18 protein-coding genes and 2 pseudogenes are annotated in these 24,350 nt (G+C 45.8%); 13 read left to right on the top strand and 7 right to left on the bottom strand.

Features of this window, described 5'->3' with window-relative positions; genetic code table 11:
- The first annotated feature begins 236 nt into the window (after positions 1-236).
- A complete protein-coding gene (locus AYY16_RS16230) occupies positions 237-1,217 on the top strand; it encodes a methyl-accepting chemotaxis protein (RefSeq protein WP_082970774.1) in 981 nt (326 codons plus the stop codon).
- A gap of 84 nt (positions 1,218-1,301) precedes the next feature.
- Here AYY16_RS16230 and AYY16_RS16235 read toward each other — a convergent pair whose 3' ends face one another.
- The 3 genes from AYY16_RS16235 to nagK form a co-directional block, all read right to left on the bottom strand.
- Positions 1,302-2,843 carry a methyl-accepting chemotaxis protein gene (locus tag AYY16_RS16235; RefSeq protein WP_067369014.1) on the bottom strand — a complete coding sequence of 514 codons (1,542 nt, stop codon included), beginning with the start codon at positions 2,841-2,843 and terminating at the stop codon, positions 1,302-1,304.
- A gap of 386 nt (positions 2,844-3,229) precedes the next feature.
- Positions 3,230-4,276 carry a DUF2169 family type VI secretion system accessory protein gene (locus AYY16_RS16240; protein ID WP_067369017.1) on the bottom strand — a complete coding sequence of 349 codons (1,047 nt, stop codon included), beginning with the start codon at positions 4,274-4,276 and terminating at the stop codon, positions 3,230-3,232.
- Positions 4,277-4,991: 715 nt separating this feature from the next.
- Complete coding sequence (gene nagK / locus AYY16_RS16245; RefSeq protein ID WP_067369311.1) at positions 4,992-5,903, bottom strand: N-acetylglucosamine kinase; 912 nt, start codon at positions 5,901-5,903, stop codon at positions 4,992-4,994.
- Positions 5,904-6,098: 195 nt separating this feature from the next.
- Here nagK and asd point away from each other — a divergent pair, with 195 nt between their 5' ends.
- From asd to glsA, 4 genes are all read left to right on the top strand, one after another.
- Complete coding sequence (asd, locus tag AYY16_RS16250) at positions 6,099-7,208, top strand: aspartate-semialdehyde dehydrogenase (RefSeq protein WP_067369020.1); 1,110 nt, start codon at positions 6,099-6,101, stop codon at positions 7,206-7,208.
- 913 nt (positions 7,209-8,121) lie between these two features.
- Complete coding sequence (locus AYY16_RS16255) at positions 8,122-9,504, top strand: glutamate decarboxylase (RefSeq protein WP_067369022.1); 1,383 nt, start codon at positions 8,122-8,124, stop codon at positions 9,502-9,504.
- 65 nt (positions 9,505-9,569) lie between these two features.
- The gene (gadC, locus tag AYY16_RS16260; protein WP_067369024.1) at positions 9,570-11,051 is read left to right on the top strand and encodes a putative glutamine/gamma-aminobutyrate antiporter GadC; all 1,482 of its coding nucleotides are present in this window, start codon (positions 9,570-9,572) and stop codon (positions 11,049-11,051) included.
- Positions 11,048-11,977 carry a glutaminase A gene (glsA, locus tag AYY16_RS16265; RefSeq protein WP_067369026.1) on the top strand — a complete coding sequence of 310 codons (930 nt, stop codon included), beginning with the start codon at positions 11,048-11,050 and terminating at the stop codon, positions 11,975-11,977. The genes gadC and glsA overlap by 4 nt, the downstream gene beginning before the upstream one ends.
- A gap of 56 nt (positions 11,978-12,033) precedes the next feature.
- Here the strand turns inward: glsA and gyrB are convergent.
- The 4 genes and pseudogenes from gyrB to dnaA form a co-directional block, all read right to left on the bottom strand.
- Positions 12,034-14,449, bottom strand: a pseudogene (gene gyrB, locus AYY16_RS16270) (DNA topoisomerase (ATP-hydrolyzing) subunit B).
- A gap of 27 nt (positions 14,450-14,476) precedes the next feature.
- Positions 14,477-15,559: a DNA replication/repair protein RecF gene (recF, locus tag AYY16_RS16275; RefSeq protein WP_067369029.1), complete on the bottom strand. Its 1,083-nt coding sequence runs from the start codon at positions 15,557-15,559 to the stop codon at positions 14,477-14,479.
- 3 nt (positions 15,560-15,562) lie between these two features.
- Positions 15,563-16,663 (bottom strand): DNA polymerase III subunit beta, encoded by a 1,101-nt coding sequence (gene dnaN / locus AYY16_RS16280; protein WP_067369032.1) that lies wholly within the window; start codon positions 16,661-16,663, stop codon positions 15,563-15,565.
- A 4-nt stretch (positions 16,664-16,667) separates the two neighbouring features.
- A complete protein-coding gene (gene dnaA, locus AYY16_RS16285) occupies positions 16,668-18,077 on the bottom strand; it encodes a chromosomal replication initiator protein DnaA (RefSeq protein WP_067369034.1) in 1,410 nt (469 codons plus the stop codon).
- A 775-nt stretch (positions 18,078-18,852) separates the two neighbouring features.
- Here dnaA and rpmH point away from each other — a divergent pair.
- The 8 genes and pseudogenes from rpmH (at position 18,853) to AYY16_RS20345 (ending at position 24,350) form a co-directional block, all read left to right on the top strand.
- Positions 18,853-18,993, top strand: a complete 141-nt coding sequence (gene rpmH / locus AYY16_RS19925) for a 50S ribosomal protein L34 (protein WP_004393543.1) — start codon at positions 18,853-18,855, stop codon at positions 18,991-18,993.
- A gap of 18 nt (positions 18,994-19,011) precedes the next feature.
- Positions 19,012-19,371, top strand: a complete 360-nt coding sequence (gene rnpA, locus AYY16_RS16290; RefSeq protein ID WP_067369036.1) for a ribonuclease P protein component — start codon at positions 19,012-19,014, stop codon at positions 19,369-19,371.
- Positions 19,335-19,592 carry a membrane protein insertion efficiency factor YidD gene (gene yidD / locus AYY16_RS19930; RefSeq protein WP_082970775.1) on the top strand — a complete coding sequence of 86 codons (258 nt, stop codon included), beginning with the start codon at positions 19,335-19,337 and terminating at the stop codon, positions 19,590-19,592. The genes rnpA and yidD overlap by 37 nt, the downstream gene beginning before the upstream one ends.
- Before the next feature lie 2 nt (positions 19,593-19,594).
- The gene (gene yidC, locus AYY16_RS16295) at positions 19,595-21,217 is read left to right on the top strand and encodes a membrane protein insertase YidC (protein WP_067369039.1); all 1,623 of its coding nucleotides are present in this window, start codon (positions 19,595-19,597) and stop codon (positions 21,215-21,217) included.
- Positions 21,218-21,337: 120 nt separating this feature from the next.
- Positions 21,338-22,701, top strand: a pseudogene (gene mnmE, locus AYY16_RS16300) (tRNA uridine-5-carboxymethylaminomethyl(34) synthesis GTPase MnmE).
- 500 nt (positions 22,702-23,201) lie between these two features.
- Positions 23,202-23,378 (top strand): hypothetical protein, encoded by a 177-nt coding sequence (locus tag AYY16_RS20335; RefSeq protein ID WP_156665017.1) that lies wholly within the window; start codon positions 23,202-23,204, stop codon positions 23,376-23,378.
- 151 nt (positions 23,379-23,529) lie between these two features.
- Complete coding sequence (locus AYY16_RS20340) at positions 23,530-24,135, top strand: ATP-grasp domain-containing protein (RefSeq protein ID WP_156665018.1); 606 nt, start codon at positions 23,530-23,532, stop codon at positions 24,133-24,135.
- 11 nt (positions 24,136-24,146) lie between these two features.
- Positions 24,147-24,350, top strand: a complete 204-nt coding sequence (locus AYY16_RS20345; protein ID WP_156665019.1) for a hypothetical protein — start codon at positions 24,147-24,149, stop codon at positions 24,348-24,350.

Below are 24,350 nucleotides of genomic sequence, written 5' to 3' on the forward strand. Positions count from 1 at the left end.
TGGCTGAGTTGCCATTAATATACCTAAAATATCGAAAAACATAAGTGATGGAGTGTGTTATGCTAAAAAATACCAGTATAAGAACCGTCATCGTTATATTTCTCATCTGTAATTTCACTACAATTAATATTATATTTTTGCTACCTCTATCATTTCTGGTTAAGTTAGTCTTGCTTAACGTTGTCAGTGTTTTTACGTTTATCTCATCCTGGATTTACATCACTAAATATTTAGTTATGCCAATCAATGCCGTAAAAAACAGTATTGATGAGGTCAATGCCGGTAACTTGTCTGTGCGTATCCCTGAGTTTGGTAATAACTGTGCCGGTCGTTTGATCCCCGGTGCAAACCAACTTGCGGAAAGTATCTCAGTGTTGGTGACGGAGATCCGCACCTCTTCTGATTCTGCATCGGTATTATCAGAGCAGTTAGCTATGCGCAGCTTTGAGTTATCCGCCAAGACAGAGCAACAATCTGCGATGTTGATTGAAACCTCTGCCAATATGGAAGAAATTGCAGCAGGAACAAAGAATAATGCAGATAACACGGTGCTTGTCAGCAAGCATGCACAGGAAGCGACTCTGTTTGCCGGGCGTGGCGGTGATTTGATGGCAAATGTTGCTACGAATATGCAATCGATTAATAAATGCACGGGTAAGATGACAGAAATTATCACACTAATCGATTCAATCGCTTTCCAGACCAATATTCTGGCATTGAATGCGGCAGTTGAAGCCGCGCGTGCCGGCGAGCACGGAAGAGGATTTACGGTTGTCGCCGGTGAAGTCAGGAACCTGGCTCACCGCAGTTCTGAATCAGCAAAAAATATTAAGGCGCTGATTGATGTCACCACCGGGAATGTAAAACAGGGTACGGATATTGTTGCGGAAGCCGAAGAAAATATGAATAAGATTGTTCAGGGCGCGGAGTTAGTTAATGGATTAATGGCACAAATCTCAGTCTCCACCCAGCAGCAGCAGCAGGGAATTGAACAAATTGCTTCTGCGCTTTCAGAGTTGGAGCAGGCAACACAAGGCAGTGTGATGATAGCCGATGAACTGGCCGGCTCTTCTGATGAGCTGAAAATGCAGGTTGCTGAGCTGCAATCCCGGACCCGTGATTTTCACCTGACGGCATCCGATAAGAAACCAGTGCCTTCAGATCCGGTATTCAAAGCCGGGAAACGCTTGCAGGTATCGCATTTCACCGGACATTGATTATACCCTTATTCATGCAAACAGCAGGTTCACATACTTGTGTATGCTCCCCATCTGCATCTGTCAGTGTTTCATTAAACCGGCTCAGGCCTGGTTGCCGAATACCGCAATGGCCTGTTGCAGGCGGGAAGAGCGCCGTGTTAATTCGGAGGTGGCATGGGTGACATTATCCACCATCTCCGTATTGTTGCCGGTCATCGTACCGATGCGGGCAACTGAGTCGTTAATTAATTCCAGTGCCAGTGTCTGCTCTTTGGTTGCCAGTCCTATCTCATTGATCATTGATGACATTTTAAGTACATCCGCGACCATTTTACTGAGATGTGCTTCTGTTTGCTCTACCATGGTGACGCCGGTGTTTACATTAGTCACATTTTTCTCAATCAGTGTTTTAATCTCTTTTGCGGCAGAGGCAGAATGCAGTGCAAGATTACGGACTTCTGCGGCAACAACAGAAAATCCACGTCCGGCATCACCGGCACGGGCGGCTTCTACAGAGGCATTCAGTGCCAGGATATTGGTCTGGAAGGCGATGCGGTCAATCACACCAATGATATCGACAATCTGACTATTGTCCGTGGAAATAGTATGCATCATATCAATCGTTTTCTGCATGGTATCATTGCTTTGTGTTGCGCTGCTGCTTGCCTTATCCGCAATATTCATGGTCAGATACACACTCTCTGCCGTCTGTTGCACCGCGCTGCTGATTTCCTCAATGGCGACCGCCGTTTGCTGAAGATCCGCTGACGCCTCTCCGGAGCGGGCATGCAGCGCTGTTGTTTCCTGCGATACCCGCAGATTAATCGCCCTGATCCCGGCTATTTGTGTGCTGACATCTTCAATTAATGAACTGAGGTTCAGTCCGGACTGATTCACCAGCCGCATAAGCAACCCGATTTCATCCACCCTGTTCAGGTGTTGCGGAACAGATTTTCTGCCGGAAACGACTTTTTTCATTTGTGATAATAATAACTTAACCGGATCAGTAATTTGTGATTTAAGGTAAATTGACAGCAGGATAAATAGGAAAAGAGTGCCACCCGCCTGAATAAAGGGATTAAACGGAGAAAATATAAGGGATAAAATAAGCAGCATGATGGTTGCTAAAGAATAATTAATACGTTGATTAACCGGGAGCCATTTAAATACAGAGAGTAACGCCATTTTCCCCCGGCGAATAACAATCCCTTTAAAAAGACTAAATCCTTTTAATTTATTATTTGTTATTTTTTTATAAAGAGATTCACTTTTTTCCACTTCGTCGTGAGAGGGAACAGTACGAACAGAAATATAGCCTGTTAATTTTTCGTTATGCCATACAGGTGTAACATTTGCTCTAACCCAGTAATGATCACCATTCCGGCAGCGGTTTTTTATTATTCCGGTCCAGCTGTCACCTTGCTGTAATGTATACCACATATCAGCAAACGCAGCAGGCGGCATGTCGGGATGGCGGATAATATTATGCGGCTCACCTGTTAGCTGAGTTTCATTAAAACCACTGGCCGTTATAAAAGCAGAATTTGCATATGTTATATGGCTTTGTGTATCGGTTGTCGACATTAATATTGCATTGTCGTTAAGTGTATATTCACGCTGTGTGACGGGAGTGTTGTTTTTCATGATAACCCGGTGATTATGTAAAATAATTAACAGATTTCCGCCCTTACAGTAAAGTAACGGTATAGGGAGGTTATTTTATTTTGCAGTAATATATTCTTTATCAGTCAGAAGTGATATGTATTTTTATTTTTAAATGGTTATTTTTTGATAAGGTTAAAATGTAAATAAGATTTATTAATGGTTTTTAATCATAATTGCAAATTAACAAAAAATTGATATATCCCTGGTGTTTGTTTTATATTTTGATGTTTTAAGAATGTACGGTTTTCATAATTGATAATATGGGTTTCAGAGATTATATATCGCTACTTAACCGTAATTTTTGGCACAGACAATCATAAGGGACTTAAATGAAAACTGTTAAGCCGGAACCGGCAGACCGGGAACTATCTGCCGGAATTTTCCGGGATATGGCGCAATGTCATTTCTGAAATATTCAGCGAGCCGGGTAGTGCTATCCGGTAAGTACAGAAGACTTTCCGCAGATTCATATCCACAACCACAGTATCAAGTTGTAAATTTTTCGGGATGGAAAACCCAAGTCCGGATCCGATAAACACAAATATATTTTCAACCGGCACATAAAATGAAACGTGCTGGCGCTCAATTTCTGTGGCAGAGAGCAGACCAAACAGTTTCAATGGTAATTTATTACCGGTTTTGAGATGCGGAATTTGTAATGTCGGGTGTGCGCCGCACCAGTAGTGAAAATTCTCCGGCATCTGAGGCTGATGTGATGACATTTCTTCCTGATGATATGCACCGGCATATTCTGTCCGCCCCAGCCAGTTACGCCCGAAAAAACCCAGGCCATCAGGGCGGATTATCTGACTGATGTGTTCAACCGGCGCGTTAGGTGATTCTATCTGGTTAGCCGGCAGGTATGTTTCATTGCACTGTGCTAAAAATGATGCCGGATACCATCCCATTCCTATCGGATTTGCCGGTGAGGCAATAATGTCATTATTGGCGGTATAGGAGCCACCGAAAGCATGCTCATAACGGATATTAAGATAGCTGATTGGCTCTGATTCCGTTAATAACCATTCATCACCCTCTTTTACCCAATTCCTGGGGCCAAAAATCCGCAGAGCCTTCAGATATTTACCAATCTGAATTCCCACATCAAAAACCGGAACAGGATTATTTTCCGGAACAAATGCAGTTGCATTAATCACAATATCTGTTTTTGGCTTATAAGGTGCTAAATCACTCTCATATTCAATGCTGGTATCTATTGTTTCGTTGTAACTGACATCAGTATAGTTCAGAGGTTGCTGTTCCGGAGAAATGACAAGCAAACTTTGTCCGTCACGATTATTTATTCGGATATCATACGTAACACGCGATGCAACAACATGAAATTTATCATCATGCAGGTAAGCACCGTCATAATTTATTGCCGGAAAAATAGTGTGATTAATAAAATTCATTATATTTTGCCTTTATGATATATCAATATCACAAAAATACGCAATTTCCCTTAGGTCTGTTTAATCCAACGCTGATATGCGGGCGTCAGCGTTACGTTATCGTATTAGTACAGCATTTTTTTATTAATAACATTATGGTGTTATCACCGGAACTTCCGGTAAGCGTATACATATCCTATGTGTAAGTAACGACATTTCCATATTATTTATTATCTTTCATATAGCCTGAATTTATCTTTTTTTCAAAATAAATAAGATAAGAGTTAACTGATATTTTTTTATAACTAAATATACTTTAGTTATTTTTAACATTAAGGGTGGTGTGTAAATAACACCCATATACATTATGATAATAATTAGTATGTATATTCAGTAATGTAATTAATCATGCATCATCAAATACAATAGGTTCTTTTGTGAAAAGATAAACACAATATGTTCAATATATTCATTGGATATCACTGACAATGGTATTGTAGCAAAAGTTTGAGGGTAATATCAGCTATTTATAGCGGAATAAATAAAGATCAGATAGATAACGTTATATCTCCCGCGTTTTACAATAGAAAAATAATTAGTAATGTTACTGTTTTTTGATATACCCAACGTCATTCAATATGCAGGCGGTCGGAGTACAGCCAACGAACCTGCAGTTTGAATGAATAATGAATCAGGGTATAAACGCCCGGCTGACCGGGCATGACGATATTGACTGTCAGTTTGTTAAATTCAGGCAGGCCGCACCCCGCGCACCGCCGGCGTCTCCGTAACGGGCTTTATGAATTGCGGGCAGAGATGCAACACCATAAAGGTATGGCGGCAGATATTCCGGCAGCAGACGGTAAATTTCTTCAAACTGAGATAATCCGCCACCGATAACCAGCAAATCCGGGTCAAATATACTCAGAACATTACCGAGGTAGTGAGCAAGTAGTGACATATAGCGCTCAACATGCTGTTTTTCTTTAATATCACCCCTGTAGTAACGGGTGATAATATCAACGGCACTGCGCTTTTCACCATAGAACGCCGTGAAAATACGTTCAAAACCGGGACCGGCAAGGTAGGTTTCAAAACAACCGGTTTTTCCGCAGCCACAAAGTGTGGCGGGTACTTTATGCTCCAGTAATTTATCGCCTTCCAGCGTCATATTAATATGACCGATCTCACCGGCTATACCATTTTTTCCCGGCAAAATTTTTCCGTCAATGACAAAGCCACCGCCTACACCCGTCCCCAGAATTAAACCAAGCACTGTCGGATATTGGCGGAACTCCGGATCCCAGGCCTCAGAAAGTGCAAAGCAGTTTGCATCATTATCTATTTTTACCGGACGTTTCAGCAGTGTTTCCAGATCATGACGAAGTGGCTGATATTTTGCCGCAGGAACATTGGTGGTAAATACCGTGCCTTTCTCATGATTGACTATCCCGGGCACGCCAATACCAATTTTTCCTGTGCATTTCAGTTCATTATCGGCCTGTTCTGTCAGCAGCCGAAAAGCGTCAAGGAGCGCGGCATAGCTCTCTTTCGGGGTGGGAACCCGTTTTTGCCAGACCAGTTCGAGTGCGTCATTAAAGACTGCCAGCTCAATTTTTGTACCACCCATATCAAAACCGTAATACATCATTATGTTGCCCTGTTCTGGTGATTGTTATGCTTATGCCCGGGTGCTGCCGGATGAAAACCCACAGCCTCTGCTATTAGTGTGGCTTCTTACCCTTGCGGAGTCATCAATAAATTCACTTGCGTCGTTGCTCAGATTTTGTCACGTTAATAGTATTGCAAATACAGTTCAGATAATAAAAAAGGAAAGATCACGATGAAAAATGTGGGATTTGTCGGCTGGCGCGGGATGGTGGGGTCAGTGCTGATGCAACGCATGACAGAAGAGCGGGATTTTGACAGCATTCGTCCGGTATTTTTCTCCACATCACAGACCGGTGAAGAAGCGCCACAGTTTGGCGGGCATCGCAGCACGCTTCAGGATGCGTTTGATATTGATGCACTGAGCGCCCTTGATATCATTATCAGTTGTCAGGGTGGTGATTATACCAATGAGGTTTATCCGAAGCTGCGGCAGAGCGGTTGGAGCGGATACTGGATTGATGCTGCCTCGGCGCTGCGGATGAATGATGATGCCATTATCATTCTGGACCCGGTAAACGGAAAACAGATTGAGGCGGGCCTGAACAACGGGATCAAAACCTTTGTCGGTGGTAACTGTACTGTCAGCCTGATGCTGATGTCACTGGGCGGGCTGTTTACCAACGATCTGGTTGAATGGGCATCTGTTGCGACTTACCAGGCTGCATCCGGTGCCGGTGCCCGGCACATGCGCGAGTTGCTGGTTCAGATGGGCGCACTGAATGCGCATGTGGTAAAAGAATTACAAAATCCGGCGTCTGCAATCCTGGATATTGAGCAGAAAGTAACTGAATTTACCCGCAACGGATCATTACCGACAGAGCAGTTTGGTGCGCCGCTGGCGGGCAGTTTGATCCCGTGGATTGATCAGAAACTGGATAACGGGCAGAGCCGCGAAGAGTGGAAAGGACAGGCGGAAACCAACAAAATTCTGGTTCGCGGTCAGGATATTATCCCTGTGGATGGTCTGTGTGTGCGGATTGGCGCGCTGCGCTGCCACAGTCAGGCATTCACTCTGAAACTGAAAAAAGACCTGCCGGTGTCGGAAATAGAAGCGCTGTTATCGGCTCATAATGAATGGGTACATGTGATACCGAATGATCGTGAGATAACCATGCGTGAACTGACGCCGGCGGCGGTCACCGGGACATTAAAAACACCTGTCGGGCGTATCCGTAAACTGAATATGGGACCGGATTACATTTCAGCTTTCACTGTCGGTGATCAGTTGTTATGGGGTGCAGCAGAGCCATTACGCAGAATGCTGAATATTTTAATAAAATAACGATAAAAATTCAGAATAATCAATAAAAGCCAACGTATTATCTAATTAAGGGTGATGTGTTGGCTTTTTTGTTTGTTATATGTTTTTTTTCGGGTTTTTTCTGCTTTTTGATGATTTTTATCTCTTACCAAAATAATACAAAAACACAAAAGCTGTTTTTTTAATCAAATATAACCGCCAGATTTTTACAGTAATATTTTTCAGGACAATTATTTTATTACATATAATTACTGATTAAATTTCCCCTTGGTAATCTGCTGTTGTTACTGCCAGAGAGCAGAAAAAAAACTATGCAGAACACCCTTTATAAGATGGGTAAGTCTTATTTCGGGTCAGGTGTATTTTGTGGAAAATACCGTTTTATCGTTGTGGCGCAAACCTCTCCCCGGCCGTTCTTTTTTTGCTCTTCACCTACGTGTTTATCCTGTATTTTCTGTTTTTCACTGTTATTTGATCAGTGGAAGAGGGATTACCTGAAAGTGTTTAATCTGAGTAATTTCTATAACCGGTTTTCTTTAACCTGAGATTTGTTCGTTTTCTATGGGGGTCAGATTAATTTACCCCTGTTTTTGTGTGTTATCCGGGCGGTATTCCATCCTCAATTGTCATAATTCCTTCATGAAATGAATTAATATTTTTTTCTTTATTATTTCGTTGTCCTGATATGGGTAATCTATTTTTTTATCTTATGTTCATTTATTTTTCAGATACCTGACATAAAAAACAGTAATGCATAGTCTGCTTGTGAGTTTGAGGTTTGTCTGGTTTATACGCTAACCTACTTAGTGTTCATCACATTTTTTAGTGTGATTTTTTCTTTTTTTATCTCTGCATGTCATTAATCACCGGATGCTACCGGAGTGTGATGTTAATTATTTCTTATGGTTAATAAAAGGGAAGTGAGGAAAATATTATGTCTCTTCATGCTGTGAAAACCAAGAATAGTTCAGAATTTATTGATGTTTATGCGTCAGTGGATGCAGATACAACATTGCCTAAATATAAGATTCCGGAAGAGAGCAGTGATCCCCGGATTGTCTACAGTGTTGTGCGTGATGAGTTGTTATTGGATGGTAATTCACGCCAGAACCTGGCGACATTCTGTACGACCTGGGTCGAGGATGAAGTTAAGCAACTGATGACAGACAGTGTCGATAAAAATATGATCGACAAAGATGAATATCCGCAAACGGCTGAAATAGAAAGCCGTTGTGTGCATATTATTGCCGATCTCTGGCACTCACCACAGGCTGAAGACACTATCGGCTGCTCTACAACTGGGTCCAGTGAAGCTGCCATGCTCGGCGGGCTGGCAATGAAATGGCGCTGGCGTAAAAAGCGTGAAGCGCAGGGTAAAGATACAACAAAACCAAATATGGTGACCGGGCCGGTTCAGGTGTGCTGGGAAAAATTCGCCCGCTATTTTGATGTGGAAATCCGCCAGGTGCCGCTGAAAGGTAATGCATTAGGTATGCAACCTGCTGATTTACGTGAATATTGTGATGAAAATACTATCGGCGTAGTTGCAACGCTCGGGGTAACGTTTACCGGTATTTATGAGCCGGTGGAGGCACTGGCAAAAGAGCTGGATGCCATTGAACGCGATACCGGACTGGATATTCCTCTGCATGTGGATGGCGCCAGCGGCGGGTTTATTGCACCGTTTATTCAGCCGGAACTGGTATGGGATTTCCGTATTGAGCGCGTGAAATCGATTAACAGCTCAGGACACAAGTACGGTTTATCCCCGCTGGGTGTGGGCTGGGTTGTCTGGCGCAGTAAAGAGGATTTACCGGAAGAATTGATTTTTAGTGTGGATTATCTCGGCGGTAATATGCCGACGTTTGCCCTGAACTTCTCCCGCCCGGGCGGGCAAATCATTGCTCAGTATTATAATTTCCTGCGTCTTGGTCGTGCCGGTTATACCAAAATTCAGCAATCCTGCGCGGATACGGCACAGTGGCTGGCTCAGGAACTGAATAAACTGGGGATTTTCGAACTGGTTTATGACGGGCACGGCGCATTACCGGCGGTTGCTTACAAACTGAAGCCGGAAGTCACACAGTTTAATCTCTACGATCTCTCTGACCGAATCCGGGCGCGCGGCTGGCTGATTGCCTCTTACCCGCTGCCGGCAGACAGGGAGCAAACCGTAGTTCAGCGGATTATGATCCGCCATGGTGTCAGCCGTGATTTGGCGGCACTGTTGCTGGATGATATTGAGCGGGCTATCGATCACTTCAGACAAAACCCGGTGGTGAGATCTACGGCGAAAGCGACTTTCCATCACGGCTGACCAAACAGTTCCTCCGGCAGATGAGTTGCCGGAGGCTCTCCTTTATGTTTCTTCCGGGGTGTTTTATGGCTGATAACGCAATAAAAAAACCGTCCGTTAATGCAGCAAAACTGACTGTCGGGACACTTATCGTCATGAATATTGTGGCGGTGGTCAGTCTGCGCGGGTTACCTGCTGAAGCAGAATACGGACTGAGTGCGATTTTTTATTATCTCTTTGCTGCGGTGTTCTTTTTGATCCCTGTTTCATTAGTGGCTGCGGAACTGGCAACCGGCTGGTCAGAAAAGGGCGGTGTGTTCCGCTGGGTCGGGGAAGCCTTCGGTCCCCGTCTGGCATTTCTGGCGATGGCAATGTTGTGGATTGAGGTAACCGTCTGGTTCCCTACCGGTCTGACATTCGGTGCGGTTTCCCTCGCATTTATCGATCCGCATCAGACATTTGATGAAGCATTGGCTGCAAATAAATTCTTTGTACTCGGCATTGTCTTGTTTATTTATTGGCTGGCGACCTTTATTGCGTTTAAAGGCGTCAGTGCATTTGCCAAAGTGTCAAAATGGGGCGGGATTATCGGAACCATTGTCCCGGCTATTATCCTGATTGTTCTTGGGTTTTCTTATATTTTCAGCGGACAGACGCCACAGATTGACCTGGCGTGGGATCAGGTTCTGCCCGATTTCTCTAACTTTGATAATATTGTTCTGGCGGCCAGTATCTTCCTGTTTTATGCGGGGATGGAAATGAACGCAATCCATGTGAAAGATATTGAGAACCCGACAAAAAATTACCCGAAAGCGATTATTCTGGCGGCCGGCGGAACCGTGGCTATCTTTGTGCTGGGGACACTGGCTATCGCGTTTATCATTCCTCAGTCAGAGATAAGCCTGACGCAGAGCCTGTTGGTCGCGTATGACGACATGTTCAGATGGGCACATATTTCGTGGCTGGGACCGATAGTGGCGTTTATGCTGGCAATTGGCGTGCTGGCAAGTGTGGTGACATGGGTTGCGGGCCCGTCTTCCGGGCTTCTGGAAGTAGCTAAAGCCGGGTATCTGCCGCACTGGTTTCAGCGCACCAATAAAAACGGAATGGCAACACATATTCTGTTGGTGCAGGCGGTACTGGTGTCATTACTTGCGGTGCTCTTTGTGGTGCTGCCATCCGTTCAGGCGGCGTATCAGATCCTCAGTCAACTGACTGTTATTCTTTATCTTATTATGTATATGCTGATGTTCAGTGCAGCGATTTATCTGCGTTTCAGTCAGCCGCAGCGCGCCCGTCCTTACCGGATCCCGGGCGGAAATGCCGGGATGATTATCCTCGGCGGCATGGGACTTCTCGGCTCACTGACAGCTTTCCTGTTCAGTTTTATTCCACCGGCGCAAATCGCGGTCGGCAGTCCGCAAGTGTATGTCGGCTCACTTATCGGGTTAACGGTACTGTTTGTTCTGCTTCCGTTTGTGATTTATCAGATCCGCAAACCGGGCTGGCGTGACCAAAACAGTGATTTCGCCCCATTCACATGGGAAAACAAAGGAAAATCATCATGACGGACTTAACCGCGATCAAGCAGGCCGTTGATAACGCCCGGACGCAGTTTTATCAAACCCCGGGCGGTGCAAACGCTGACTATATTCCGTTTCTGGCAAACATCCCGTCAGATCTCGCGGCAGTTGCTGTTGTGACTGCCGCAGGGGATATTATCAGCAGTGGTGATGCCGGTTATCGTTTTGCCATTGAATCCATTTCCAAGGTCTGCACATTGGCGCTGGCACTGGAAGATATCGGTCCGAAAGCCGTTCAGGATAATATTGGTGCTGATCCGACCGGGTTGCCCTTTAACTCTGTCATGGCGCTGGAGTTGCATAATGATAAACCGATGTCGCCGCTGGTAAATGCAGGTGCCATTGCAACCGTCAGCGCAGTTAAGGCAAAATCAGCAGATGAGCGCTGGCAGCGGATTTTATCCATGCAGCGCCGTCTGGGATCTGATCAGATAGCCCTGTCGGATGAACTTAATCATTCAGAGCAAACGACAAACTTTCATAACCGGGGGATATCGTGGCTGCTTTATTCGGCACAAAATTTGTATTGTGATCCGATGGAAGCCTGTGATGTCTATACACGCCAATGCTCCACACTGCTGACAACCATTGAGCTTGCAACCATGGGGGCAACCCTGGCTGCGCGCGGACGCAACCCGGTAACCGGTGAGCAGGTACTGGATCCGGCGCACACACCGTATATTCTTGCAGAAATGACAATGGAAGGATTGTACGGGCGTTCGGGAGACTGGGCATACACGGTCGGGCTGCCGGGAAAAAGCGGGGTTGGTGGCGGGATCCTGGCGGTTGTGCCTGGTGTGATGGGGATTGCAGCATTCTCTCCGCCGCTGGATGATGACGGAAACAGTGTCCGCGGGCAGAAAATGGTGGCATCTGTCGCTAACGCGCTGGGATATAACCTTTACCGGTGATAACAGCAGATAGCAGAAAGCCCGGAAAACCGGGCTTTCTCATACAGCGGGTATCATTAAACGTCGATATTTGCTGCTTTCAGGGCATTCTCTTCGATAAAGGCACGACGCGGCTCTACATCATCACCCATCAGTGTGGTGAATAAGTGGTCGGTTGCAATCGCATCTTTCACTGTGACCTGGAGCATACGGCGGCCTGCCGGGTCCATTGTCGTTTCCCACAGCTGGTCCGGGTTCATTTCACCCAGCCCTTTATAGCGCTGTACATAAAGACCACGACGGGACTCTTTCATCAGCCAGTCCAGCGCCTGTTCAAAGTTGCTGACGTTCTGACGGCGCTCGCCACGGATAACATAAGCACCTTCTTCGATAAGACCACGGATTAATTCACCCAGTTTGGAGATACGGGCGTATTCACTGCCGTGAATAAACTCGAAATCAAGGTTGTAATCCGTATCCACACCATGAGTACGGATAGTCAGTACCGGTTCAAACAACTGGCGCTCTTTATTTTCCGCTATGGTGTAACTGTAGGTACTGCCGTGCTCTTCGTTCTCAGTCAGACGCGCGACCAGGGTTTTCGTCCATTCATCCACCAGCGGCATTGCCATCAGTGCGGACTCTTCCAGTTTCGGCTGGTATACCAGATTGTTCAGCAATGCAGACGGATAGAGACGCTCCAGACGACGGATAATTTTGTGCGCGGCATTGTATTCGTGCAGCAGTTTTTCCAGGTGTTCACCCTGAATAGGTGCGGCAGTTTCATTCACATACAGTGCGGCATTATCCAGCGCGATAGAAACCTGATATTGCTCCATCGCTTCATCATCTTTGATGTACTGTTCCTGCTTGCCTTTCTTCACTTTATACAGCGGCGGTTGTGCGATATAAACATAACCACGCTCAATGATTTCCGGCATCTGACGATAGAAGAAAGTCAGTAACAGAGTACGGATGTGTGAACCATCGACATCGGCATCGGTCATGATAATGATGCGGTGATAGCGCAGTTTGTCCGGGTTGTATTCATCACGCCCGATACCACAGCCCAGTGCGGTGATCAGTGTGGCAACTTCCTGAGATGCAAGCATTTTATCAAAACGCGCTTTCTCGACGTTCAGGATTTTCCCTTTCAGCGGGAGAATTGCCTGGTTCTTACGGTTACGCCCCTGTTTTGCAGAGCCGCCCGCAGAGTCCCCTTCCACTAAGTACAGTTCGGAATGGGCAGGATCACGTTCCTGACAGTCAGCCAGCTTACCCGGCAGACCGGCTAAATCCAGCGCACCTTTACGGCGGGTCATTTCACGGGCGCGGCGTGCGGCTTCACGGGCACGCGCGGCATCAATAATTTTACCGACAATAATTTTGGTATCGTTCGGGTTTTCATCCAGATACTCAGACAGTTTTTCGTTCATGATGGATTCAACAGCGGTTTTCACTTCTGAAGAAACCAGTTTATCTTTTGTCTGTGAGGAGAATTTCGGGTCCGGCACTTTCACTGAAATTACCGCCACCAGCCCTTCACGGGCATCATCCCCGGTGGTGCTGACTTTGGCTTTTTTTATTCAGACCTTCTTTCTCAATAAAGCTATTGAGAGTACGGGTCATTGCCGCACGGAAACCGGCGAGGTGAGCACCACCATCGCGCTGCGGAATGTTATTGGTAAAGCAATATACGTTTTCCTGGAAAGAGTCATTCCATTGCATGGCGACTTCGACATTAATGTTGTCTTTTTCAGTGGAAAAATAGAAAACGTTATTATGAATAGAGGTTTTGGCGCGGCTTAAATATTCCACAAAGGCTTTGATACCGCCATCATAGTGGAAATGGTCTTCTTTGCCGTCGCGCTTATCAATCAGGCGGATGGATACACCGGAATTCAGGAATGAGAGTTCACGCAGGCGCTTGGCCAGAATCTCATACTCGAATTCAGTCTCTGTCTTAAAGGTATCCATGCTCGGCCAGAAACGCACACGGGTACCGGTTTTGTCGGTTTCACCCACGACAGCCAGGTGACCCTGTGGTTCACCGTGGCGGTAAATCTGCTCGTGAACTTTACCTTCACGGCGGATAACCAGTTCCAGTTTTTCAGATAAGGCGTTAACAACGGATACCCCGACGCCGTGCAGGCCTCCGGATACTTTATAAGAGTTATCATCGAACTTTCCGCCGGCATGCAGAACAGTCATGATAACTTCTGCGGCGGAGACACCTTCTTCTTCATGGATCCCGGTCGGGATACCACGGCCGTCATCCTGTACGGAGACTGAATTATCATTGTGAATTGTCACAACAATGTCTTTGCAGTAACCGGCGAGGGCTTCGTCGATAGCGTTGTCAACAACCTCGAAGACCATGTGGTGTAAACCGGTACCGTCATCAGTATCACCAATGTACATTCCCGGGCGTTTACGTACCGCATCCAGCCCTTTTAATACTTTGATACTTGAGGAGTCATAAGTATTCGACATCAACGTTTCCCGCTTATCTAATCCTGATTATTGAACCTGTATTTTACCTTTTTCCACGAAGAACAGACGACTATTTTCATCAGCCATATCGGTCACCTGTTCAGGTGTGATTGCGCTGACGAAAACCTGTGCTTGCGTGGCTTTCAGCCGGTGTGCCAGTAAACGGCGACGCCCGGCATCGAGCTCGGAGGCAAAATCATCAAGCAGATACAGGCATTGCTGCCCGCTCTGACGGGTGAAATATTCACCCTGTGCTAACCGCAGCGCGCACATAAGTAGTTTTAACTGACCGCGTGAAAGTAAGTCTTCCACCGGCACTCCGTCTGCCCTTATCCGTAAATCCGCTTTGTGCGGGCCGGAGGCGGTATACGTAAGTGAGCGGTCACGTTCAAACTGGCGCTGAAGCAGCTCTGAATAATCGGTCTCTTTCTCCCATCCGCGCTGGAAAGAGACGCTCAGTGAAAATTCAGGTAAAAACTGCTGACAGGTCTGCTCAATATCCTGAGCAATCGCTGTCACATAATTTTCCCGCCACTGGCTGACTTGCGTCGCAACCGGAATCAGTTGCTGATCCCAGTGACGGATCTGACTGTAATTCGACACCTGACGAAGTGCGGCATTGCGCTGTTTCACCAGGCGTTTTAAATCACTCCACACGGCAAAAAATTGTGGTTCGTTGTGGAAACAGCCCCAGTCAATAAAAGCACGGCGGAATTTTGGTCCGCCATTGAGCAGGGTAAAGCCTTCAGGGGTGATTAATTGCATTGGCAATAATTTTGCCAGCTCAGCAATTTTGTGTCCGTCAGTACCATCAATACGGACTTTGCTGTCACCCTGCCGGTTTTTACTCAGGCCAACGCTGGTGGCTCTGTCGGTATTTTCCTGACCTAATTTGCCGTGAAGAATAAATTCTTCACTTTCATGACGGATAACCCGACCAGCCTGAACTGACCGGAACGCTCTGCCATGACCGAGTGTATAAATTGCTTCCAGAACACTGGTTTTGCCGCTGCCGTTCGGACCGATTAAAAAATTAAACCCGTTGGCAGGCGACAAATCCGCGTCTTCGATATTACGAAAATCGCGGATAAGTAAACGCGAAAGGATCATATATTACAGGCGCATCGGCATTACAACATACGCGGCTGCATCACTGGCGGCGTCTTCGATTTGTACACTGGACGTCGCATCTGTGAGTTTAATTGATACATTTTCGCATTTTAGTGTGTTAAGGACATCGAGGACATAACTGACATTGAAACCGATTTCCATTTCAGTGCAGGGATAGGTGACATCCACGATCTCTTCGGCTTCTTCCTGTTCCGGGTTATTGGCTGTAATTCTGAGTTGGTTATCACTCAGGTAAATACGAACCCCGCGGAATTTCTCGTTCGACAATATTGCCGCCCGTGAAAAAGCCTGCTTCAGCATATCACAATTTGCCGTCAGGGTTTTGTCCGGGTTTTTCGGCAGGACGCGGCGGTAGTCCGGGAAGCGGCCGTCGACCAGTTTCGAGGTAAAGATAAACCCGCCGACATGGGCGCGGATATTATTACTGCCGATTTCCAGTTTCAGCAGCGTTTCCCCGCCATCCAGCAGACGCATCAGTTCGATAACCCCTTTGCGCGGCACAATAACTGAATGGTCCGGTAGATCCTGTCCGATATCCAGTGAACAGACCGCCAGGCGGTGTCCGTCGGTTGCGACAGTGCGCAGGACAGATCCGCTGGTTTCGAACAGCATGCCGTTTAAGTAATAACGGACATCCTGATGTGCCATGGAAAACTGAGTGGATTCAATCAGGCGTTTCAGTGTGGCCTGCGGCAGGGAAAACGTCACATCACTCTGCCAGTCATCCAGGTTCGGGAAATCCGATGCCGGTAAGGTGGACAAAGAGAAACGGCTGCGCCCTGAGCGGACGAGCAGACGATCGCCATCCAGCTCAACACTGATTTGTGCACCGTCCGGCAGACCGCGCCAGATATCCAGGAATTTCCGTGCCGGTACCGTGGTTTCGCCGTTTTCATGTGGCTGGACCAGGGGAACCCCGGCCATCATTTCCATCTCAAGGTCAGTCCCGGTGAGATGCAATACGCCATCAGAGACTTTCAGCAGTAAGTTACCCAAAATCGGTAGGGTCGGGCGACCGCCCAACGGACTGCTGACCTGTTGCAAGGGTTTTAACAATTGCTCACGTTCAATGATAAATTTCATAGCGCTATGATGATAATGTCCGGATTAGGTTAGAAAAATCTTCTTTGATGTCGTGACTTTCTTCACGCAGCTGCTCGATTTTACGGCAGGCGTGGAGAACGGTGGTATGGTCACGGCCACCAAAGGCATCCCCGATTTCAGGTAAACTATGGTTTGTCAGCTCTTTTGCCAGTGCCATCGCCATCTGGCGCGGACGGGCTACGGAGCGTGAGCGGCGTTTGGAGAGCAGATCCGCGATTTTAATTTTATAATATTCAGCGACCGTTTTCTGAATATTATCAATCGTGACCAGCTTCTCCTGTAGCGCCAGCAGATCCCGCAGGGCTTCCCGTACGAAATCAATGGTGATCGCCCTGCCGGTAAAATTGGCGTTGGCAATCACCCTGTTCAGAGCCCCTTCGAGTTCACGGACGTTGGAACGCAGGCGTTTGGCGATAAAAAAGGCGACTTCATCCGGTAACTGGATGTTGTTTTCATCGGCTTTTTTCATCAGGATGGCAACCCGTGTTTCCAGCTCCGGTGGCTCAATGGCAACCGTTAATCCCCAGCCGAACCGTGATTTCAGACGGTCTTCCACCCCGTTTATTTCTTTCGGGTAGCGGTCGGAGGTCAGGATTATCTGCTGATTCCCTTCGAGCAGGGCATTAAAGGTATGAAAAAACTCTTCCTGAGAACGTTCTTTATTGGCAAAAAATTGAATGTCATCAATAAGTAATGCATCAACAGAACGGTAATAGCGTTTAAATTCTTCAATCGCGTTGTTCTGCAGTGCTTTGACCATATCCTGAACAAAACGTTCTGAGTGCATATAAACCACTTTGGCGTTGGCTTTATTTTCCATAATGCTGTTGCCGACGGCATGTAATAAGTGGGTTTTACCCAGACCGGTTCCGCCATACAGAAAAAGCGGATTATAAGCGCCACCCGGGTTATCTGCCACCTGACGGGCGGCTGCGCGCGCCAGTTGGTTTGATTTACCCTCAACAAAGCTGTCAAAGGTGTGTTTCGGGTTAACGTTTGAACGGTAAGTCACATCCGGCTGTGTGCCGCTGTCATCCCAGCTGGGACGCAGTGCGGGCCGGCGGGTATCATGGGAAGGCTGTTTCATCGTCCGCGATGCCGGGATACGTCTTTCCTGTGTTTCCTGAGCTTGTGGTGCTGCGGTTACCGGCTTATTGCCGACCTCAAAACGCAGCAGCGGAATATCATTTCCGCAAAAATCGGACAGAAGTACATTAATATTATTAATGTACTTCTCCCTGACCCAGTCGAGAACAAACCGGTTAGGGGCGTACAGCGCCAGAGTATCATCACTCAGCTCAGCCTGAAGGGGGCGTATCCACATACTGAATTCTGTGGCAGGTAATTCATCCTGCAAACGGGCAAGACATTGCTGCCAAAGCGAAAGAGACACGGTGAACTCCCCTAAACAAGACCAGTCAAAGAAACGAAATAAGATTTATCACGCAGACACTGCACATACAGACATGTTGTTGCATGCTTTAACGGACACTTTCAGTGATACAAAGTGAGGCTGCGTTAAGAACGATCTTCCACCGCGCTGACGATCAACGCCCGGGTGAAAAAGATCGTGACGACGGATCATATCGTAAAAGCGGGATAAGATCTTCATCCTTTTGCACAGTTTTCCGGGTTTTTATCCACAGGGGCTGCCAGCCCGTCCGGAGTGGGATTCAGCGCCAAAGTATAGCGAATTTCCGGCGGAGAATACAGCAGTCAGATTCAGCTTGGGGATAAGTTATAACGAATTATCCCCGGCGGGGAAAAATCCTCCGGTGATCTGCTGTTGATCGAAAATACCCGGATCGCAGATCGATCCTTGCGCTTTGCCCGGGAGTCCGTATAATCTTGCTCCCTGTGTGCTATATTTGTTGCGTTTGTTTACCGGAAGCTGTCAGCCGGTGAGTGCCGTGATACATACAGGCAGGTTATGGGTAAATGCAAATATGTGCAGAAATCTGTGTTATAGCGACATCTTTGATTGACGAACAGGCCCGGATTTTATTACAATCCCGCATCTTTCCATATTGATGTTGCGATAAGGCACAGAGGTTACCACTCATCGTGTTAACTGTTTCAGTAACTGGGCATGTTTCAGTCTCTGGATTTACTGTTTGCTGACGCGTTTACTAAATCAGTAATAATTTAAAGCTTAGGTAGAAACCGCTATGAAACGCACTTTTCAACCGTCTGTACTGAAGCGTAACCGCTCCCATGGTTTCCGCGCTCGTATGGCAACTAAAAATGGTCGTCAGGTTCTGGCTCGCCGTCGTGCAAAAAGCCGTACTCGTCTGACTGTTTCTAAGTAATAAAGCTAACCATCTCACGTGGTCAAGCTAGCTTTTCCAAGGGAGTTACGTTTGTTAACTCCCAAGCATTTCAACTTTGTCTTCCAGCAACCACAGCGGGCAAGTACTCCTGAAATAACACTTCTGGGGCGCCGTAATGAGCTGGAATATCCCCGCATTGGTCTTACCGTCGCGAAGAAAAACGTTAAACGTGCTCACGAGCGTAACCGGATTAAACGGTTAACGCGCGAATTTTTTCGTCTGCATCAACATGAGCTGCCCGATATGGATTTTGTGCTTCTGGTAAGAAAAGGGGTATCGGAGTTGAGTAATCGCGAGATTACGGAGGCATTGGGCAAGCTATGGCGTCGTCACAGTCGCTTGGCGCACGCTTCCTGATCCTGTTAATCAGAGGTTACCAGCTGGTGATTAGTCCGATGCTGGGGCCCCGTTGTCGCTTCACACCAACATGCTCACAATACGGAATTGAGGCATTGCGCAGGTTTGGTATGGTAAAAGGCGGTTGGTTAACGGTGAAACGCGTATTAAAATGCCACCCTTTACACGAAGGTGGTGATGATCCTGTCCCACCTAAAAATGATGATAACAGAGAACATTAACGATGGATTCGCAACGTAATCTTCTATTCATCGCTTTGCTACTCGTATCCTTCTTTGCATGGCAGACGTGGGAAAGTGATAAAACACAAACACTCAACGCGGCTACTCAGGCAACGCAGCAGACGACAACGCCAAGTGGTGAAAGCAGCGGGCAGAATAAATATATCACGGTCAAAACTGATGTGCTGTTACTGAACATCAATCTGCGCGGTGGTGATATTGATGAAGCCGACCTTCTGGCTTACCCGGCAACATTAAAGTCCGAAGACCCGTTCCGTTTACTGGAAACGACGCCTGAATTCGCATATCAGGCGATCAGTGGTCTTACCGGTACACATGGTCCGGATAACCCGAATAACGGCAAAGAGCGTCCATTGTATACCGCAGCGGGTGACACATTTGTGTTAGCTGAGGGACAGGATGAGCTGCGCGTTCCGCTGACGTATACTCAGGATGGTGTCACTTATGTGAAAACCTATACCCTGAAACGTAAAAATTACGCACTCGGCGTTGATTACACCATCAAAAATGACACCGCGAATCCGCTGGAAATGGCATTTTTTGGTCAGTTAAAACAGTCTGTCAGTTTACCGGAACGCTTAAACAGCGGCAGCAGCAACTTTGCTCTGCACACGTATCGCGGTGCGGCGTATTCGTCTGAAGAGACAAATTATAAAAAATACAGTTTTGGTGATATTGAAGAAAAATCACTGAATATCAACACGAACACCGGTTGGGTGGCGATGTTGCAACAGTATTTTGCCACTGCGTGGATCCCTGAAAAAGACTCAACCAATAACTTCTACACCTTGTATAACGCTAAGTCCGGTGATGCATTTATCGGCTATAAGAGTGATGCAATCCGTGTTGCTGCTAATGGTGAAGCGAAATATAACGCCACACTGTGGGTGGGTCCTGAGTTACAGAATGAAATGGAAGCAGTTGCTTCTCACCTGGACTTAACAGTAGATTACGGCTGGTTATGGTTTATTTCACAACCGCTGTTTAAGTTACTGAAATTTATCCACAGCTTTATCGGTAACTGGGGTTTCTCCATTATCGTGATCACCTTTATTGTCCGCGGTATCATGTATCCGCTGACCCGTGCGCAATACACCTCTATGGCAAAAATGCGTATGCTTCAGCCTAAGCTGAAAGCAATGCGTGAGCGTATTGGTGATGATAAATCGCGTATGAGCCAGGAAATGATGGCGTTGTACAAAGCAGAGAAAGTGAATCCGCTGGGTGGTTGCTTACCACTTGTCATCCAGATGCCAATCTTCCTTGCATTGTATTATATGCTGATGGGCTCGGTTGAACTGCGTCATGCACCATTCATCGGCTGGATTCATGACTTATCAGCGCAGGATCCGTACTACATTCTGCCTATTCTGATGGGTATCACGATGTTCGTGATTCAGAAACTGTCTCCGACGGCAGTGACGGATCCGTTACAGCAGAAGATTTTCACCTTTATGCCGGTGATCTTTACTGTCTTCTTCCTGTGGTTCCCGTCTGGTCTGGTTCTGTACTATATCGTCAGTAACTTAGTGACCATTCTCCAGCAGCAGATTATTTATCGCGGGCTGGAAAAACGCGGGCTTCACAGTCGCGACAAAAAATAAGTGACTGACCGGCAGGGAATACCTGCCGGTCTTATAGTAATATTTAAGGGCGGTCATATTGACCGCCCTTATTATTTATCGCACGGTAAGAAAAGAGAGATTGTTATGAATAACGTTGAAATTCAGAGCACTGATACCATTGTGGCACAGGCAACACCACCCGGGCGTGGCGGCGTCGGGATCTTGCGTGTATCCGGACCGCAGGCGGTACAGGTGGCTCAGATTGTTTTGGGTAACTTCCCAAAGCGCGTTATGCCGATTATCTGCCTTTCCGTGATGAAACAGGCAATATCTTAGATCAGGGAATCGCGATTTTCTTCCCGGGACCGAACTCCTTTACAGGGGAAGATGTACTGGAACTCCAGGGGCACGGCGGACCGGTTATCCTTGATTTATTGCTTAAACGTATTTTACTTATCGATAATATTCGTATTGCCAATCCGGGTGAATTTTCTGAACGGGCATTCCTTAATGACAAATTGGATCTTGCCCAGGCGGAAGCCATTGCCGACCTGATTGATGCCAGCTCAGAGCAGGCCGCGCGTTCTGCCATGAATTCATTGCAGGGTGCATTTTCCGGGGAAGTTCACCAAATGGTGGAAGCACTTACTAACTTGCGGATCTATGTGGAAGCGGCGATAGATTTTCCTGATGAAGAAATCGACTTTCTCTCTGACGGCGTGATTGAGGCAAAGTTAGATACCGTGATCGCCCATCTGGAACGTGTTCGTTCGCAGGCTCGTCAGGGCAGTTTACTGCGTGAAGGTATGAAAGTAGTGATTGCCGGGCGTCCGAATGCAGGGAAATCCAGTTTACTGAATGCGTTGGCGGGACGTGAAGCGGCGATTGTGACGGCTATCGCGGGAACTACCCGTGATGTTCTGCGTGAACATATTCATATCGATGGTATGCCGCTGCATATTATTGATACCGCCGGATTACGTGAAGCCGGTGACGAAGTTGAGCGTATCGGTATTGAGCGTGCATGGCAGGAAATCAGTCAGGCAGACCGCGTTCTGTTTATGGTGGATGGCACTACGATTGATGCGCAGACACCGGAGCAAATCTGGCCTGAATTTATGGCGCGCTTACCGGCAGGTATTCCGGTGACGGTGATCCGCAATAAAACCGATATCACCGGGGAATCTACCGGTATGACGGAGCTGAACGGCAATACATTGATTAAACTCTCTGCCCGCGAAGGTAACGGGATTGATTTGCTGCGCGATCATCTGAAAGTTACGATGGGGTTTGAAGGAAATACCGAAGGGGGATTTCTTGCCCGCCGCCGGCATTTACAGGCACTGAATACCGCCGCAGAACACCTGATATCCGGTCATGAACAGTTAGTGGTTGCGTGCTCCGGCGAATTACTGGCAGAAGAGCTGCGTCTTGCTCAGCTGACTCTGAGTGAAATTACCGGCGAATTTACCTCTGATGATTTACTCGGACGTATTTTCTCGAGTTTTTGTATTGGTAAGTAGTTTTTCGTCCATATAGGTCCGAGAACGTTCTCTAACCCGTATTAATTGTCTGTTAATACGGGGTTTTATTTAATTTTATGCGTAATTATATGTGATGTTGTGAATTGAGCCTATTTCTACTTTTTCGGTGTGTCATCGTTTATTTTCGTGCTCAAAATTATATCAAATGGATACGCTGTTGAGGTGAGATATGGCACTATTCAGATATCAAACTACACACATTCCCAAAATTTCCTTGGTAACTTACATAAAAGCTGGGTGAATACCCAGCTTTTATGTAAATCATTCAAGTTTCCCCAATTTATTATCTACTAAGTACAAAAAAATATAAGATATTGTATGATGAAACTCACTAATATTGTAATACATCAATGTTATTGAATTATAGATCAAATTTTTTTTAAAATTTGATCTAACTGGTGAATATTGTATATTTTAATTGAAAACTAATAAATAGTATTTTACTCTCAATAAGTTAATAATTATTTATATAAGGAATTATGATGAAGCAAGAGCATGTACTTATACAATTTTCTACGAAAAGACCATTTTCTAATAAACCTGAAATGCCAGATGGTGCTGTTTATAATCAAGCAAAGGGCTATTGGATGAGAAATGGAGAACCTTTGGTGTCATATAATTCAGAATATGGAACTAGAGCCACCAAAAAAATGTGATGTAGAAACTGGTGAGGATCAAAAAGGAGAATGAAAAATTATATATTGATTCTATCAAGTATGTATGACTTTTCCACGGATTTGGTTGTTCAGAGGTTGGAAGATAATGGTGATTCTTTTATTCGACTAAATAAAGAACAATTAAGTAATTATGAGATTTTTTTTAGATCCTGTAAATACAACTTTAAAGGTGAGAAATGAATATATTGATTTAGAGATATCTAAAATAAAATCAATTTGGTTTCGACAGCCTGTTTTTCTAAGAAATACTCCAGGACGGACTATTGATATAAACGAGCAACTTTCATTATCACAATGGAATGCTTTTCTTAGGGGGTTAATGGTTTTTGATAAGGCATATTGGATGAATTGGCCACAAGCAACATATGCTGCTGAATCTAAGCCATATCAGTTAATGACCGCAAAAAAAATGGGATTTTCTGTACCTCAAACGATTATTAGTAACTCTCTTGGTTTTGATAAACTCTCTTCAACAAATTTTATTATAAAGTCTATGGATACTGTTTTACTTAAAGAAAATGATGACTGCTATTTTACATACACATCCAAAGCTAGTCCTGAGGATTTTTCTTTAGACCAAACTAGGCAAGCACCGATAACATTTCAAGAATACATTGAGGATAAATTAGATATTAGAGTTACTGTTATTGGCTATAAAGTATACGCTGTTGCAATAAAATCTAATGGTAATGCTATCTCTGATGACTGGAGAACTTTAAAAAAAGGACGACCTTGAATATGTAGATATTGAGCTTCCTATTAGAATTAAAAAAACTTTGCATAGATTATGTTAAGTCTCTTGGGTTAAATTATGGCGCTATTGATTTTATCAAAACAAAAGATGAGTATATATTTATTGAAATAAATCCAACTGGAGAATGGGGATGGCTTTCTAATGAGAAAAGGAAAATTGATTATAGTATTGCAAGGGAATTATCTGAGGCTAATTAA

The sequence above is a fragment of the Morganella psychrotolerans genome (genome assembly GCF_001676155.1).
Lineage (GTDB): Bacteria > Pseudomonadota > Gammaproteobacteria > Enterobacterales > Enterobacteriaceae > Morganella > Morganella psychrotolerans.